At 56.8% G+C, this 15,267-nt stretch carries 16 protein-coding genes; 5 read left to right on the top strand and 11 right to left on the bottom strand.

Annotated features, from left to right (window positions below):
- Nucleotides 1–20: 20 nt before the first annotated feature.
- Entirely contained in the window at nt 21–521 is a 501-nt protein-coding gene (locus ACR0AH_RS09035) for a helix-turn-helix transcriptional regulator (RefSeq protein WP_170394711.1), read from the top strand.
- 294 nt (nt 522–815) lie between these two features.
- Here the strand turns inward: ACR0AH_RS09035 and pnp are convergent, their stop codons facing one another.
- The 4 genes from pnp to ACR0AH_RS09015 all read right to left on the bottom strand — a co-directional run bounded on the left by pnp (nt 816) and on the right by ACR0AH_RS09015 (nt 4,312).
- Nucleotides 816–2,966: a polyribonucleotide nucleotidyltransferase gene (gene pnp, locus ACR0AH_RS09030; protein WP_170515055.1), complete on the bottom strand. Its 2,151-nt coding sequence runs from the start codon at nt 2,964–2,966 to the stop codon at nt 816–818.
- Between the two features lie 224 nt (nt 2,967–3,190).
- Nucleotides 3,191–3,559, bottom strand: coding sequence for a DUF1761 family protein (locus ACR0AH_RS09025; RefSeq protein WP_170513987.1), 369 nt, complete (start codon nt 3,557–3,559; stop codon nt 3,191–3,193).
- Nucleotides 3,556–3,978, bottom strand: coding sequence for an SRPBCC family protein (locus ACR0AH_RS09020; RefSeq protein WP_170394703.1), 423 nt, complete (start codon nt 3,976–3,978; stop codon nt 3,556–3,558). Before ACR0AH_RS09020 ends, ACR0AH_RS09025 begins: the two co-directional genes overlap by 4 nt.
- On the bottom strand, nt 3,959–4,312 hold the full coding sequence (locus ACR0AH_RS09015) for a metalloregulator ArsR/SmtB family transcription factor (protein ID WP_170408502.1): 354 nt from the start codon (nt 4,310–4,312) through the stop codon (nt 3,959–3,961). Before ACR0AH_RS09015 ends, ACR0AH_RS09020 begins: the two co-directional genes overlap by 20 nt.
- A 268-nt stretch (nt 4,313–4,580) precedes the next feature.
- Here ACR0AH_RS09015 and ACR0AH_RS09010 point away from each other — a divergent pair, with 268 nt between their 5' ends.
- The gene (locus tag ACR0AH_RS09010) at nt 4,581–6,182 is read left to right on the top strand and encodes a BCCT family transporter (RefSeq protein WP_170394697.1); all 1,602 of its coding nucleotides are present in this window, start codon (nt 4,581–4,583) and stop codon (nt 6,180–6,182) included.
- Nucleotides 6,183–6,298: 116 nt separating this feature from the next.
- On the opposite strand, the gene ACR0AH_RS09005 is transcribed toward ACR0AH_RS09010, so the two are convergent.
- A complete protein-coding gene (locus ACR0AH_RS09005) occupies nt 6,299–6,508 on the bottom strand; it encodes a hypothetical protein (RefSeq protein WP_170408501.1) in 210 nt (69 codons plus the stop codon).
- Nucleotides 6,509–6,957: 449 nt separating this feature from the next.
- Between ACR0AH_RS09005 and ACR0AH_RS09000 the strand changes: the two genes are divergently transcribed.
- Nucleotides 6,958–8,205, top strand: a complete 1,248-nt coding sequence (locus ACR0AH_RS09000) for an MFS transporter (protein ID WP_480591507.1) — start codon at nt 6,958–6,960, stop codon at nt 8,203–8,205.
- 387 nt (nt 8,206–8,592) lie between these two features.
- Here ACR0AH_RS09000 and rpsO read toward each other — a convergent pair whose 3' ends face one another.
- The 3 genes from rpsO to ACR0AH_RS08985 all read right to left on the bottom strand — a co-directional run bounded on the left by rpsO (nt 8,593) and on the right by ACR0AH_RS08985 (nt 10,640).
- Complete coding sequence (gene rpsO / locus ACR0AH_RS08995) at nt 8,593–8,862, bottom strand: 30S ribosomal protein S15 (RefSeq protein WP_050605082.1); 270 nt, start codon at nt 8,860–8,862, stop codon at nt 8,593–8,595.
- A gap of 143 nt (nt 8,863–9,005) precedes the next feature.
- Entirely contained in the window at nt 9,006–10,040 is a 1,035-nt protein-coding gene (locus ACR0AH_RS08990) for a calcium-binding protein (protein WP_480591505.1), read from the bottom strand.
- Between the two features lie 96 nt (nt 10,041–10,136).
- The gene (locus ACR0AH_RS08985) at nt 10,137–10,640 is read right to left on the bottom strand and encodes a DUF1643 domain-containing protein (RefSeq protein ID WP_170733903.1); all 504 of its coding nucleotides are present in this window, start codon (nt 10,638–10,640) and stop codon (nt 10,137–10,139) included.
- 106 nt (nt 10,641–10,746) lie between these two features.
- On the opposite strand from ACR0AH_RS08985, the gene ACR0AH_RS08980 reads away from it, so the two are divergent.
- Nucleotides 10,747–12,195, top strand: coding sequence for a pyridoxal phosphate-dependent decarboxylase family protein (locus tag ACR0AH_RS08980; protein WP_480591502.1), 1,449 nt, complete (start codon nt 10,747–10,749; stop codon nt 12,193–12,195).
- A 7-nt stretch (nt 12,196–12,202) separates the two neighbouring features.
- Here the strand turns inward: ACR0AH_RS08980 and truB are convergent, their stop codons facing one another.
- The 3 genes from truB to rbfA are packed head-to-tail and all read right to left on the bottom strand — an operon-like array spanning nt 12,203 to nt 14,298.
- Nucleotides 12,203–13,111, bottom strand: coding sequence for a tRNA pseudouridine(55) synthase TruB (truB, locus tag ACR0AH_RS08975; protein ID WP_170426161.1), 909 nt, complete (start codon nt 13,109–13,111; stop codon nt 12,203–12,205).
- A 54-nt stretch (nt 13,112–13,165) separates the two neighbouring features.
- Nucleotides 13,166–13,906: a phosphodiester glycosidase family protein gene (locus ACR0AH_RS08970; protein ID WP_480591500.1), complete on the bottom strand. Its 741-nt coding sequence runs from the start codon at nt 13,904–13,906 to the stop codon at nt 13,166–13,168.
- Nucleotides 13,903–14,298, bottom strand: a complete 396-nt coding sequence (rbfA, locus tag ACR0AH_RS08965) for a 30S ribosome-binding factor RbfA (RefSeq protein ID WP_170513964.1) — start codon at nt 14,296–14,298, stop codon at nt 13,903–13,905. The genes ACR0AH_RS08970 and rbfA overlap by 4 nt, the downstream gene beginning before the upstream one ends.
- A 90-nt stretch (nt 14,299–14,388) precedes the next feature.
- Here rbfA and dapB point away from each other — a divergent pair, with 90 nt between their 5' ends.
- Nucleotides 14,389–15,198, top strand: a complete 810-nt coding sequence (gene dapB, locus ACR0AH_RS08960) for a 4-hydroxy-tetrahydrodipicolinate reductase (RefSeq protein WP_170513961.1) — start codon at nt 14,389–14,391, stop codon at nt 15,196–15,198.
- Nucleotides 15,199–15,267 lie beyond the last annotated feature (69 nt).

Here is a 15,267-nt window from a genome sequence, read left to right as displayed (position 1 = left end):
AGCCCAAGCGAGATTGGGGTTTGAACAAATGGTTTAAAAAAGAAGCCATGTTCAAAGCGGGGATCGCTGTATATGCGATCTCTGCTTTGACGTTTGTGATCGAATTGATTGGCGAAATAACAGGGTACTACATTTTTTCCGCGAGTTGGGTGGTCCATGAAATCACGGCTCTCATCACCCTATTTGGGTTTATTCTTGGGGGGCTTTTGATTTGGCAAAGCCACAGGCTGTTTTTGCGACGTCACCAAGAAGTCAAACAGAACCTGCGAAAGGCACAAGGCGAGTTTTTTCGGATGCTGGAACTACAGTTCGACCGTTGGGGCCTTAGTGCTGCGGAACGAGATGTTGCACTGCTCACCGTAAAGGGCCTGTCCCTCGCAGAAATAGCTAAACTGCGCGAGACCAGCGAGGGAACAATCAAGTCCCAGAACAATTCAATCTACAAAAAAGCTAAGGTCAAATCGAGGACGCAACTGTTAGGCGCGCTCATAGAAGAGCTTTTGATCGAAGAAAAGAAATAAACCAAGAAACGATCGGATATCGTCGTAAATTCATTCATTTATCGGCAATGAGTAGAAAAGAACGCCCAAGTAGATGCCTCGGGCCTGTAAAGCCAACGTTTTAAGTGGTTGCGAGGCTCTGTTTCAGGGCAATGCACTCAGCGATTAAAACTGTATCCTCATCTAAATTGAAGCCTACCCCAGCACCAGCTGATGATCGGCACATTCCACAGTATCGCTACGGCACTCGACATTCGCCCAAAGAAAAAGGCCCCGGCAGATTACCGGGGCCTTCGTTCTTGCAAAAGAGGCAGATTACTCTGCGCTTTCCTCTTTCTTTTCTTTCTTCTCGGGAACGATCTCTTCGCCGGTTTCCTGATCGACAACTTTCATCGACAGGCGCACCTTGCCGCGATCGTCAAAGCCCAGAAGCTTGACCTTTACTTCCTGACCTTCTTTCAGAACATCCGACGGATGGTTCAGGCGGCGGTTTTCGATCTGGGACACGTGTACCAGACCGTCGCGCTTGCCAAAGAAGTTCACGAAGGCACCGAAGTCGACGATCTTGACCACTTTACCGGTGTAGATCTGGCCCTCTTCCGGCTCAGCAACGATCGAGTGGATCATCTCATAGGCCTTCTTGATCGATTCACCGTCGGGCGACGCGATCTTGATGACGCCGTCGTCATTGATGTCGACCTTGGCACCCGAAACCTCGACGATCTCGCGGATGACCTTACCGCCCGAACCGATCACTTCACGGATCTTGTCGGTGGGGATGTTCATGGTCTCGATGCGCGGGGCGTGGACCGAGAATTCGTTGGTCTCGGACAGGGCTTTGCCCATCTCACCCAGAATGTGCATCCGGCCGTCCTTGGCTTGCGCCAGGGCTTTCTCCATGATCTCAGGCGTGATGCCCGCAACCTTGATGTCCATCTGCAGCGAGGTGATGCCGTTTTCGGTGCCAGCCACTTTGAAGTCCATGTCGCCAAGGTGGTCTTCGTCACCCAGAATGTCCGACAGGATGGCATAGTTGCCGTCATCTTCCAGGATCAGACCCATGGCCACACCGGCAACCGGTGCTTTCAGCGGAACGCCCGCATCCATCATCGAAAGCGAACCACCGCAAACCGACGCCATCGAGGACGAGCCGTTGGATTCGGTGATCTCCGACACGATGCGGATCGTGTAGGGGAAGTCGGTCGCTGCAGGCAGAACCGCCTGCAGGGCACGCCATGCCAGCTTGCCGTGGCCGATCTCACGACGGCCCGGACCACCCACGCGGCCAACTTCACCCACCGAGTAGGGAGGGAAGTTGTAGTGCAGCAGGAAGTTCGATTTGAAGTTGCCGTGTAGCGCGTCGATGAACTGTTCGTCGTCACCGGTGCCCAGCGTGGTCACGGCCAATGCCTGAGTCTCACCACGGGTGAACAGGGCAGAACCGTGGGTCCGCGGCAACATCGAGGTTTCTGCGACGATCGAACGGATATCGGTGGTCGAACGACCGTCGATACGCTTGCCGCCTTTGACGACGTCACCGCGCAGAATGCCAGCTTCCAGCTTCTTCATAGCGGAACCGAGATTGCCGTCTTCTAGTTGCTCTTCGGTCAACGCTTCCTTGATCGCTTCACGGGCCGCGGCAACAGCGGCGGTGCGCTCTTGCTTGTCGGTGATCGCGAACGCGGCGCGCATCTTCTCTTCACCGGCAGCCGAAACAGCGGCGGACAGCTCCGAGTAATCGGGGGCGACAAATTCGAACGGCTCTTTCGCGGCTTCTTCGGCCAGCGAGATGATCAGGTCGATCACGGGCTGAATTTGCTCATGCGCGAAGTTTACCGCGCCCAGCATTTCCGCCTCGGACAGTTCGTACGCTTCCGATTCCACCATCATCACGGCGTCTTTGGTACCGGCGACAACCAGGTCCAGACGCTGTTCAGGGTTCAGGCGCAGGTCCTGCATGTCGTCGACGGTCGGGTTCAGAACGTATTCGCCATCCTCGAAACCAACGCGGGCACCGGCGATCGGACCCATGAACGGCGCGCCGGAAATGGTCAGAGCAGCGGATGCCGCGATCATCGCAACGATGTCGGGGTCGTTGACCAGATCGTGGGACAGCACGGTGCACATCACCAGAACTTCGTTTTTGAAGCCGTCAACAAACAGCGGGCGGATCGGACGGTCGATCAGACGCGCGGTCAGCGTCTCTTTCTCGGTCGGGCGCGCTTCGCGCTTGAAGAAGCCACCCGGAACCTTACCGGCGGCATAGTATTTTTCTTGATAGTGTACGGTCAGCGGGAAAAAATCCTGACCGGGCTTTTGAGCACGGGCAAAGGTCACGTTTGCCATGACGCTGGTTTCGCCCAGCGTGGCAATCACGCTGCCGTCGGCCTGACGGGCAACCTTGCCGGTTTCCAGTGTCAGCGTCTCTTCGCCCCACTGAATCGATTTCTTTGTTACATCAAACATATGCGTATCCTAGAACGGAGCACTCCCGCCCCTGCGGGTCTCCGGTTTGCATGGCGGCCCCATTGCCGCCGACCCCACTTTATCTTCCATTCGAGTGCCGGGGTCAGGGCACAACGTCTCAGATGACAGGCCCATACATCAGTTTGCAAGCTTTGGAAAGTCGGGAGTTTTTGGGGGGCAGGGGATTGCCTAACGCCCGCCCAAGCTGGGCAGGGGCCGATGTATCAAAGGATAGCGTGCGCCAATATCATCACCACGCCGCAGCCCAGCGCATATCCGGTGTCGACTGCGATGGCGAAGCCGCTTTTCTGTGCCCATGCCCCGACCGATGCGGCCTGAGCAGCCACTGCGAGGATCGCCAGCACCGCAACGCCAAGGCTGTTGTTGGTCTCGGTCACCGCGATCACAGCGGCTAGCAGGATCAGGAAAACGATCTGGGCCGCCATCTGCGGCAGGGGTGGAGATTCGGGCGGGGTGGGGTCGATCCGTGTTCCCTCGGCCCAGCGTTTCTGAAAGCCGACGGGTCCGTAGACCAGCCAGCCCAGCAGAAAGGCCGCGATCACACCCACGCCAAGGGCGAGCCAGTTGATCACAGCGCACCCTCCAGCGTCTCAAGGATTCGGGTCCAGCCACCTTCGTGATTGTTGCGGCTTTCTTCCGAAGGGAAGCGGATGTGGTGCAGGCGCAATTCCGTACCCTTGTCGGTGGGCGTGAAATCTAGCGTCACGGTGGAATCGTCCTGACTGTAAGGAGAGTTCCAAGTGAATTGCAGCCGATTGGGCCGGTCGATCACCTTGTATTCGCCCTCATGCGGAAGGTCCCCGGCCTCGGGCGCGCGCATGATGATCTTGAACCGGCCCCCTACCTTGGCGTCAGAATAAGCTTCGGGCACTGACATGTTGGGACCGGGCAGCATGAACTTGGCCAACATTTCCGGGTCTAGCCAAGCATCAAAAACCTTTTCCGGCGGGTGCGGAATGGCGCGGGTTATTTCAAGGGACAGTTCCGTCATCTTCTGGGTCCTCCAAAGCAGTTTCCAAGGCGTCCAGCCGAAGCGCCCAGATCGAACGCAGCCCGGCGAACCAGTCATCCACGGCTGACAAGGGGGCCATCTGCACCTCGATCAGATGCTCGCGCCATTCCGTCCGACGCCGCACCAGCCCGGCATTCTCGAGCACCTTGATGTGCTTGGACACCGAGTTGAGGCTCATATCGAATTGCTGCGCAATATCCGTCACCCGCAAGGGGCCCTGCTGCGCGAGCATCGTTAGGATCACGCGGCGGGTTGGGTCGGACGCGGCCTTCAATATAGCGCTTAGGTCATAGCGATTCTCTCGTTCAACCATTTGGATGAATTACATGCCTTTTCTGCTTCAGTCAACCATTTGGTTGAATAACAGGATATTTGCAGCTCTGAAAGCTAATTCGGTCGCTCCCACCGCCTAACTATTCGCGAAATCGAATATATTTGGTGAAAATTTAGTATCCGTATAGGCTGAAACCACCATACCTGCGGTCGAAACGACGGAAACGCGCCAAGGGAATACGAATATCACCTCCGTCCGCCGGTCGAATACCTTGGCGTTTGCACGTAGCGAACAGAAGGGCAGACGCATGGCACAAACCAAGAAAATGCTGGATCCGGATCCCCGGATTTATGACTTTGAGACCGAATATGAGCTGGGGCAGGACAATGTCCGGCCTTTCGGTCTGGACATCCATAACCCGGTCTTTTTGATCTCTAGTATCCTGATCTTTGCGTTCGTCCTGATCGCGCTGGCAAATCAGGAATCCGCAGCCACGTTCTTTGGCTGGCTCCGGCCATGGCTGACCAGCACGTTTGACTGGTTTCTGGTGCTGTCGGTTGACGCAATCACCCTGTTCTGTCTGGTGCTGATCATCTTGCCTGTGGGCAAGGTGCGGATCGGCGGCAAGGACGCCAAACCCGACTATTCCTACGCCGGATGGATCGCGATGATGTTCGCGGCCGGGATCGGCATCGGGCTGTTGTTCTTCGGCGTGATGGAGCCGGTCTATTACAACTTTGCAGAAGACGGCAACGCCCGCCCGCTGGGCATCGATATCGCTGTGCCGGGTAACGAATACATCGGCATTGTCGGCACGATCCATCATTGGGGTCTCGAAGGCTGGGCTGTATATGCGGCCGTTGGTCTGGCGCTTGCAATCTTCAGCTATAATCTCGGGCTACCATTGACCCTGCGTTCGGCTTTTTATCCGATCCTGGGCGAGCGCGTCTGGGGCTGGTGGGGCCACATCATCGATACTCTGGCAGTATTCGCGACCCTCTTCGGCCTGACCACATCATTGGGTTTGGGCGCACAACAGGTGGCCGCCGGGCTGTATGAGGTCTTTGGCATCGAACCCAGCCCCACCGTCACCGTCCTGCTGATCATAGGCATTACGATGATCGCACTGGGCTCGGTCCTGATGGGCATGGATGCAGGAGTCAAACGGTTGAGTGAGATCAACATGATCATGGCCGTAGGACTGTTCATCTTCGTCATCGTAGTTACCGGTGTCGGAACCGCCATTGCACGGTACTTCAACGTGATGGTGGATTACGTGACCCATCTACCGGCCCTGTCCAATCCGTTCGGTCGGGAAGACACCAGCTACTTCCACGGCTGGACAACCTTCTACTGGGCCTGGTGGATTGCGTGGTCACCTTTCGTGGGCATGTTCATCGCCCGCATTTCCAAAGGTCGTACGGTGCGTGAGTTCGTGATCTGCGCCTTGTTGGCACCCACTGCGGTTTGCGCCCTGTGGATGTCGACCTTTGGTGGCGCCGCAATTGACATGCTGAACGCAGGCGGAGCAGAGGGCGTCCGCGCCACAGTGATCGAAAGCTATGCCCCCGAGGGCGCGCTGTTCGGCTTCCTGAAAGAGCTGCCGCTTTACGGCATCATTGCCCCGATCGCTCTGATCCTGATCGTTGTGTTCTTTGTCACATCGTCGGACTCAGGCTCGCTGGTGATCGATACGATCACGGCAGGCGGCAAGATGGACGCACCGGTTGTGCAACGCGTGTTCTGGTGCACGCTTGAAGGCCTCGTCGCAATCGCACTGCTGCTGGGCGGAGGTCTCTCTGCCTTGCAAGGGGCAGCGGTGTCGACTGGAATTCCGTTTACCTTGGTGGTTCTGATCATGTGCTACTGCCTGTGGCTGGCGCTTAAATCAGAAAAGGCCAAGATGTAACTGGGATTATCCTGAGAAAACCGAAACGCCCGCCAATTCGGCGGGCGTTTTTGGTCCGGAGCGGCCCCTGTAGCGCGTGCCCATGCAGCAGTCGTCGGGAGCGTACCAAACGGCGGTCAGTGCAGCGAATCCTCGCGTTTGCCTTGGGTTGGATATTCCATCTTTTCATCTTCTAGGATCCCGCGAAGAACCGCCGCTGTCTCAACCTTCGAAATTGCCTTCTTATGGTCGTAGGGATTATTCAAAATCGACCGCGCATTTGTGGCGTTGGACGTCTCAGACATCTTGGTTGCAAACACCCGGCTCAGAATTGTCTTCAATGGCATCATTCAACTCCCGCAACATATGGTCATCAAATCCTTGCCGCTGCGGGTCAGGTCCAAGCCACTTGAGGGAAGGGCTCAAAGACCAACTTCCGTGAGTGTGAACCCGCAGCGACACCGTCCATGTAAGAAAAATGGGGTGCCGAGAAAGGGGGAAGAAATCTGCTGTTTGCATCATTTTTTTGACCGCTTGGAAAAAAATCACGGCACTTCTTACGCTTACGTCAACCTTCTAACCTAGGGCCCGACTTTCGCGACGCGGCGTCACAATTCGAAACCCAAGGTCAGCCCCCCGGATACCGCCCGTCGCCGCGCCAAATTGGACAGAAAACAAAAGAGCTCATACCCTGACTCCGGGCAAATCTTGGCGCAGCGCGTGTTTCTTGTGATGTGGCCGGCCCCCTCGACGTTTTGAAATTGGATTATTCCGGGACCGTAATGAGGAAGCTGTTATGAACCTTTCACGATTGTCTCTGTTGCTGGTCGTTTTCATTGACGTGATGGGTTTTGGATTGATCGTGCCGATTTTCAACACGATCCTGCTGGATCCACACCAGGCTTTCCTCGCACATGGAACAGCGACGAATATCCGCCAGCTCGAATATACGATTCTGATTGTCGTCTTCTTTCTGTTCTACTTTTTCGGGGCGGCCTTCATCGCCAAGTTGTCGGACTATATCGGGCGTAAAACAGGCATCATGATCTGCCTTACCGGTGCCCTGATCGGCTATGTTCTGACTGTGGCCGCGATCATGACGTCCAGCTATTGGCTGTTGCTTTTGGGGCGCGCCATTTCCGGGTTTACGACGGCCAACCAACCCATTGCGCAGGCCGCATTGATCGACATCAGCCATGACGATCAGGAGAAATCAAAAAACCTCGGGATGATTGTTGCGGCATCCGCGCTGGGCCTGCTCGGGGGGCCACTGATTTCAGGATTGCTCAGCGACCAAAACCTGATGGGGTCATTTGCGTCACTGGAACTGCCTTTCTACGTCGCCATTGCCCTGATCCTGATCAACATGGCACTGATTCTGTTCTTCTTCTCCGAACCCGGTTTCAAAAGACAAAAAATTGACTTCGGGCTTTTAGATGTTGTTTTGAACCTGTGGAAAGTCTTCTCGCACCCGGTCGTTTTGCGGCTTTCGGTCGTCATGTTGTTCTCGCTGATGTGCCTGAATGCGTTTTTCTTCTTCATCGACACGTATCTGCTGACCCGGTTCAAGTTCAGTACGCTTCAAAACAGCATGGCCCTCGCCGTGTTCGGAGGCTCCATGGCCTTTGGCAGTGCCTACCTCACCGCGCCGCTGCACGAGCGGTACAAAAAGTTTCCGATTCTGTATGTCTCCATTGCAGCGATGGCACTTGGGATATTGGCCTTCATGCTGAACCCCATGGCCGATCTGACCTATGTCCTGATTGTTCCGATAACCATCGCGTTCGCGATCATGTACCCGACCATGCTTTCGTTGTTTTCCGCGAGCGTCGGCCCAACCGAGCAAGGTTGGGTCATGGGTGTGACAGTCGCCATCTACGCGTTGGGCTCCGGGACCATTACGGCCCTCAGCGGGTCCCTCATGGCTATCAATTTGCGGATGCCTTTCGTGCTCGCGGTCATCTGCGGTGTACTGGCATTGATTGCGATGGCGAAACTGTTTCGCCATCCCGGCGTTCAGGCGCTTGATACCAAAGGCAAGTAGGTTTCATCAGTGTGTCCCGAACGAAAATGGGCGCGCCCGCTACAGGCACGCCCAGTAAAAAAGGGAGGACTATGAAAAACCTGACGCTCGAAACAAAAGAAGCGCCTACTCACTAACATCCTCAGAATGGCGCAATCTTTGACCGCGTTCAGTGAAGTGGTTCACAGGAAGTTAAAAAAAGTTTGCGCTTCTTTGCGTAGCGGTAAGGTTTGGGCCGCAGGTATGTGTGTGCCGTCTCTCATGAACATGGCGGGAAATTCGCGCGCCGCACAGTTCACTAGATTAGACAGTGACCAAAACAAATACGCCCACCAAATGGCGGGCGTACAAGATGTACAATTTGTACGAACAGGGCCTCAGCGCCTGTACAACATGAACAAAACGCGTTTAGCGGCGGATGCCCAGCTTTTTGATCAGGTCCTGATAGCGTGCTTCTTCTTTGCCCTTCAGATAGTCCAGCAGCTTACGGCGCTGAGCAACCATCTTCAGCAGACCACGACGACCGTGGTTGTCTTTCTTGTGGGTTTTGAAGTGCTCGGTCAGGGTGTTGATGCGCGAGGTCAGGATAGCAACCTGGACTTCAGGCGAACCAGTGTCGCCGTCCTTGGTTGCGAATTCTTTCATGACGCGTGCTTTATCAGCGGCAGTAATCGACATCGGGGTCTCCTTTAAAGGTTAGAGTTGATGGCGCAGGCCGGGATGTCGTCCAGCACAGGCCCATGGAGAAAACCGCACCGATTCCGATGTGGATGGGCGCGTATAGGCGCATTCACCGCAAATGGCAAAGGGATTCTGCAGGCTCAACTGGTGAAGGCGTACTGCTCCAACTGGGCTTCGGTCACAAACTGAATATCTTCAACAGTCAGACCCTCTGCGCCAAAAAGCTGAGCGACGTCTTCGCCATTGACCCGAACATGGGTCAAGCTGTTGTTTTCACTGTCCTGTTCGATCGTCAATTCCGGTTCTTCCGGGTTGTCCCAGGTGATCAGAAGCTTGTCGTGACCGATCTGGAAATCCATGATTGTCGTGGCTTCCTGCTCGGGGTCGGACTGCACAACGATCTCGTCCTCACCCTCTCCACCTGTGACCACATCGCCGTCTTCGGCAAGAATGACGTCGTCCCCAGAGCCCCCGTTTAGGAAGTCGCGCGCAGGCTCGTCCGGGCCATCTTCTCCGGACAAGATGTCACCACCATCTCCGCCAAACAGGGCGTCTTCACCGGCACCCCCAACAAGGTAGTCGTCGCCATCTCCGCCTTGTAGCGCGTCGTCGCCGTCATCGCCGCTTAACGTGTCATCGCCCTGACCACCAAAAAGCCGGTCATTCCCATCACCGCCGCTCAGATCATCTGTTCCGAAATGACCATACAGGTCGTCATTTCCTGACATTCCGTCCAGCGCGTCGTCACCATATTCACCATGGAGCACATCATTCCCGAGGTTGCCAAACAGGACGTCCCCGCCACCACCGCCATACAACACGTCGTTGCCGGCGCCGCCGTCGATCCAGTCGTCCTCGCCATATCCGTTGATCTGATCGTTGCCTTCCTGCCCGGTCAGAACATCCGCATCCTCATCGCCCGCAATGACCAGATCGCCTTCATACTCGGACACAATCTCACCAGTGTCAGAGTCGGTTTCCTCGGCAGAGCTGGGCTCGTCGACATTCTCGTCCGCGTCAAGCAAATTGCCTTCCGACAGGTCGTCGTCGGCCGTTTCCTCGATGCGATCGTCTTCCTCCTCGTCATCGCCTTTGTCTTCTGGCACAAGTACGTCGCTGATTGCGTAGGCCGCACCACCCATGGCGGCCATTCCGAATAATCCGATCAGAAACATTTCTACCCTCCGCAAGCACAATGGCTCCGAGTGTAAAACATCTCATGCAAACAATGGCTTGGTCAAAGCGAAGCTGAGAGCGTGGTTAACCCTTTATCACCAGGGTTCGGGCTGCTGAGTGTACGCAATGTAGAGAGGATGCTTCGGATGCCCGTCCTTGGTCAGCCCAAGGTGGAACAAGGGCTGGCCCGTGCCGCGCAGTAATTCCTCAACTGCGGGGCCGCGTTCCAGATGTGCGCCATGGGTGCCCCAGGCGGCGATGACCTGATCCGCCCATTCCACGCCGTCCAGGATGGCTGCGTCATTCTCAGACCCCACCGGATCTGCAGATGCTCGCATCTTGCGCGGATCAGTGTCGCGCCAGGCAAAGATATTGGTGACCTGAAAAGCTCCGAAACCCAGTGTGCGTGCGCGACGCTCGCAACGTTCCACCGTGGGGTCGTTCTGCACCTCGGTCGCCGTCGACGGATTCAGCATCACAAACAACGCCTTGCGGCCCGCCGGGTTCCAGATACGGGTCAGGCTATAGCGGTATTTTTCGCAATCGGAGTAGATAGCAGTCGAGGGCGCGTCGCCCTTGGTGTGAGAACGGGTGATCATGCAGTCGGGTTTGGCTGGAATTAGGCCCGTTTACAAGGGGCGATGTCCTGTTTCTTAACTTGTGCTATACCTGCCTTCATTTGAACGGCTTATTCTGGGGGAAGACATGACATTCGAGACATTGGATCCGGCGGATTGGGAGCAGACCCGCAAGTTAGCACATGAGATGCTGGATATGGCGTTGGATCATACGCGTGATGTGCGTGATAGGTCGATTTGGAAAGATATGCCGACTGCGATACGCAACGGGTTCGAAACGCCTGCACCTCAGCAGGGTATGCCGTTGGGTGATTTGATGGATGATGTCCAGTCTCAGGTCATGCAGTATCCAATGGGCAATATTCATCCCCGGTTTTGGGGCTGGTATATGGGCGCGAGCAATTTCACAGGCGCGATGGCGGATTTTCTGGCTGCGGTTCAGGGATCGAACCTAGGGGGTGGGAATCATGCGGCAGCCCTGATCGACCGACAAGTCGTCGACTGGCTACGCGAGATGATCGGTCTGCCGGAAGGGGCCAGTGGGACATTGGTCAGCGGCGGCAGCGTGGCAAACTTGATCGGGCTGACGGTGGCCCGCAACGTCAAATCCGGGATCGACATGCGCGAAGAGGGCATCGCCGCCATGGATAAGCCGATGCGGTACTACGGATCGGATCAGATGCACAGTTGTCACCAAAAGTCGCTCGAAACACTGGGTCTGGGCAACAAGGCGCTGCGGCGTGCTCCTACGCAAGACGATTTGACGATGGATCTTGAAGCGCTTGCCGGCATGGTCGCGCAGGATCGCGCAGACGGCCTTAACCCCGCTTGTGTGATTGCTACCGCCGGAACCGTGAACACAGGCGCCATCGACGACTTGTCGGCGATTGCCGATTTCTGCCGCGAGGAAGGCCTGTGGTTTCATGTTGACGGCTGTATCGGTGCGTTAATTGCAATCGCCCATGATAACAGTTGGCGCGTGTCCGGCATCGAACGCGCGGATTCCGTCGCGCTCGACCCACACAAATGGTTACATGCGCCTTTCGAAGTGGGTTGCGCGTTGGTGCGAAGCCATGATGCCCACCACGCGACATTTACTCTGACCCCGGAATACCTGGAACCGCAATCCCGAGGCGTCGCCGGGGCGGCGTTTTTGCACGATTACGGCATTCAGACTTCGCGTGGGTTTCGAGCGCTCAAGGTCTGGATGTCCTTGAAGGAGCACGGCGTTCAGAAATTCGGCAGGCTCATTGATCAGGATATCGAAAAGGCGCGTTATCTGACTTCGCTGATCGAGGCAGAGGATGACCTCACCTTGATGTTCCCCACCAACATAAACATCGTTTGTTTCCGCTATGACCCGGGCGGTCTCAGCCCCGAAACTCTGCGTGCGATTAACAGCGAAATCATGTTGTGCCTGCAAGAGGAAGGCACAGCGGTTTTATCGGATACAACGGTTCAGGGAGCGCATTGCCTACGGGTGGCGGTCAACAATCACCGCACGCAAAAGCAGGATCTGGATCTACTGGTGTCCGAGGTACTTCGACTGGGTCACAAATTGCGTATCGCCGCCTGAACAGTCATCAGTTGGCGGCAAAGACGCGGCTTGGGTGCAATTCGCCCGACTTGTAAATTCCTACGGCCACGGCCTTGCCATCCAGCGAGGCCCAGGCCTCGTCGCCGTATTCCACGTCAGAGGCCAGCACCATGCCCGGATTGCCATTCCGCAGACGGGTGGCTCCTTCAGAGGTGCATTTCAGCTCGGGCAGGTCCGACAGGCCGGTTTCCAGCGGATGCAGATAATCATCCAATGCGGTGGTTTTGGCCATTTCGTCGATCTGTTCGATGGTCAGGCCATCCTCGGCCTCAAACGGGCCGGACCAGATGCGGCGCAGTTTTTTCACGTGGCCGTGGCAGCCGAGCGCCTCACCCAGATCACGCGCAATGGAACGGACATAGCCACCTTTGCCACAGGTCATCTCCAGCACGACGTGGTCTTCGTCAGGGCGGTCGATCAGCACCAGTTCCTCTACCCAAAGAGGGCGGGCGGTCAGTTCTACATCCTCGCCATCTCGGGCCAGCTTATAGGCGCGTTGACCGTCGATTTTCACGGCCGAGAACTTGGGCGGCACCTGTTTGATATCGCCCAGAAACGGGCCGAGCGCTTGTTTGATATCCTCATCCGAGGGGCGCGCAATGCTTTCAGCGATGACTTCGCCCTCGGCATCATCGGTGTTGGTGGCCTGCCCCAGCCGCACGGTGAAGGTGTAGGCCTTCAGCGCATCGGTGATGTAGGGGACGGTCTTGGTTGCCTCACCCAGCGCAACGGCCAGAACGCCGGTCGCCTCGGGGTCCAGCGTGCCCGCATGGCCGGCTTTCTTGGCGTCCATCGCCCAACGCACCTTGTTGACCACCGCGGTCGAAGTCATGCCAGCGGGCTTGTCCACCACCAGCCAACCGGAAATGTCGCGGCCCTTGCGTTTGCGTCCCATTCTACACCTTGAGTCTTGCTGAGGCGCGCGAGTTAGCGGATCGTTTCGATGCTGTCAATTTGCCGGAACGTCCTCGACGACACCCACGATGGGTCCCAGCGAAAACCCGATATCCGACCGGTTGCTGGCGCGATCATACATGCGGGAAATGTTGCCATCTAGAAACAGCGCATTCGGTGTTTTCAATACATCGCGGAATAGGCTGCCAAATTCAAAGAAAGTGACGTAATCGTCCGAGATCGCAAACACCACACGCGTGCCATCGGCGCTGGTGCCCACTCCGTTTCGGGTGTAGCGCGAGGTTGAATCCGGCAGAAAGCGAGGGTGTAACTCTCCGTTGATCACCAGCATGGGGCCCGATTGTGTCGCAAAGCGGCACTGCGGCGCCTGATCGACGAAATCCAAAGTCTCGAACACATCGGCACGGTTTTCACGGATGCAGAACAAACCGTTGGGCAGCAGGCCGAAATTGCCGGGTCCGGCATTCGGTATCACGCGCATCTGCTCTTGCCCTTCTTCGACATAGTGGCCGACGGGCGAGCGGTCGTCATGGTACATGCCCGCATTCATCGCAAAGACGAGCCTTTTCCCTTGAGGCTCCAACGCCTCATTCACCGAAGAGAAATGACCCAGCAGATCGCCATTTTCATCGTTCAGAAACAGGCGCAAATCTTCCGAGGTATCCACCTCGCAAACCGTATATCGCTTGTCCTCATGAGTCAGCTTCTCGCAGGTGACTGCAGAGACTTGCGCGGCCCAAAGGACAGCACACAGCGTGACAAGGGTACGGATCACTCGTCCAGATCGCGGCGTACCGCGTCCTGATTAAACATACGGCGGGTGTCGTCCAGTCGATCAAACGTGTCGTCCAAACGGAACCGCAGGTCGGGTGAGAATTTCAGGCCCACCTTCTTGCCCACTGCGCGCCGAAGCTCACCCTTGTTTCGAGCGAGCAGTTCGATCACGTCCTCCTGCCCCTTGCCGCCCAAGGGCAGCACATAGGCGGTGGCGATCTTCAGATCGGGCGAGGTGCGCACCTCACCCACGGTGATCGACATGCGGTTCAGGTCGGGGTCGTGGACATCTCCGCGCGCCAGAATCTCGGACAGGGTGCGGCGGATCAGTTCGCCGACGCGCAGCTGTCGTTGGGAAGGGCCGGGGCCATCGTGGAATTTGTTCTTTGCCATGCCCCCCGATCTAAGCCCAAAGCGGGGCTTTGCCAAGCGGGCGCGAACCGGGTAGGAGGCTTTGAGCCGACTTTAGAAAGGACCAGCGCAATGACCCATATTCCGGGGATCGTCATCACAGGGGCTTCGGGCCGTATGGGGCAGATGCTGATCAAGACCGTGTCTGAGAGCGATCAGGCGCGTCTGGTTGGTGTGGTCGAGCGTAAGGGTCATGACTGGATCGGTCAGGATGTGGGTCAGGCGATGGGCGGGCAGGCGCTCGGTGTTACCGTCACTGACGATCCGCTGGAGGCATTTGCGCAGGCGCAGGCTGTTATCGACTTTACGGCGCCCGAGGCGACGCTCGAGTTTGCCGCGCTGGCAGCACAAGCGCGGTGCGTTCACGTGATTGGCACCACCGGAATGACGGATGAACAGATCGCAGCTTTGGAACCTGCCGCGCGCCATGCCGTGATTGTGCGGGCCGGGAATATGAGCCTCGGGGTAAATCTGTTGGTTCAGCTGACCAAGAAGGTCGCCGCCGCGCTGGATGAGGATTTTGATATCGAGATCATCGAGGGGCATCACCATCACAAGGTCGATGCGCCTTCAGGCACGGCTTTGATGCTGGGCGAAGCTGCCGCAGAAGGGCGCGGTGTCAAGTTGGCGGATGTGGCCGATCGGGGCCGCGACGGTATTACCGGTGCGCGAAAACGCGGCGATATCGGCTTCCACGCGATTCGTGGCGGAGACATTGTCGGCGAACACGATGTCCTGTTCGCGGCACCCGGTGAGCGTATCGTGTTGCGCCATCTGGCTACTGACCGTGCGATCTTTGCCCGTGGGGCGCTCAAAGCCGCGTTGTGGGGTCAAGGCAAGGCGCCGGGCCAGTATGACATGGTGGATGTTCTGGGGCTGTAGGCTTCAGGATCAAGAGCCAAGAAAATTCGACGAATTTTCTTGGCTCTATCGATCGGGCGGATGAAAGCT

The sequence above is a fragment of the Ruegeria sp. AM5 genome, assembly GCF_056540645.1.
This window is presented reverse-complemented; position numbering and strand designations above follow the sequence as displayed.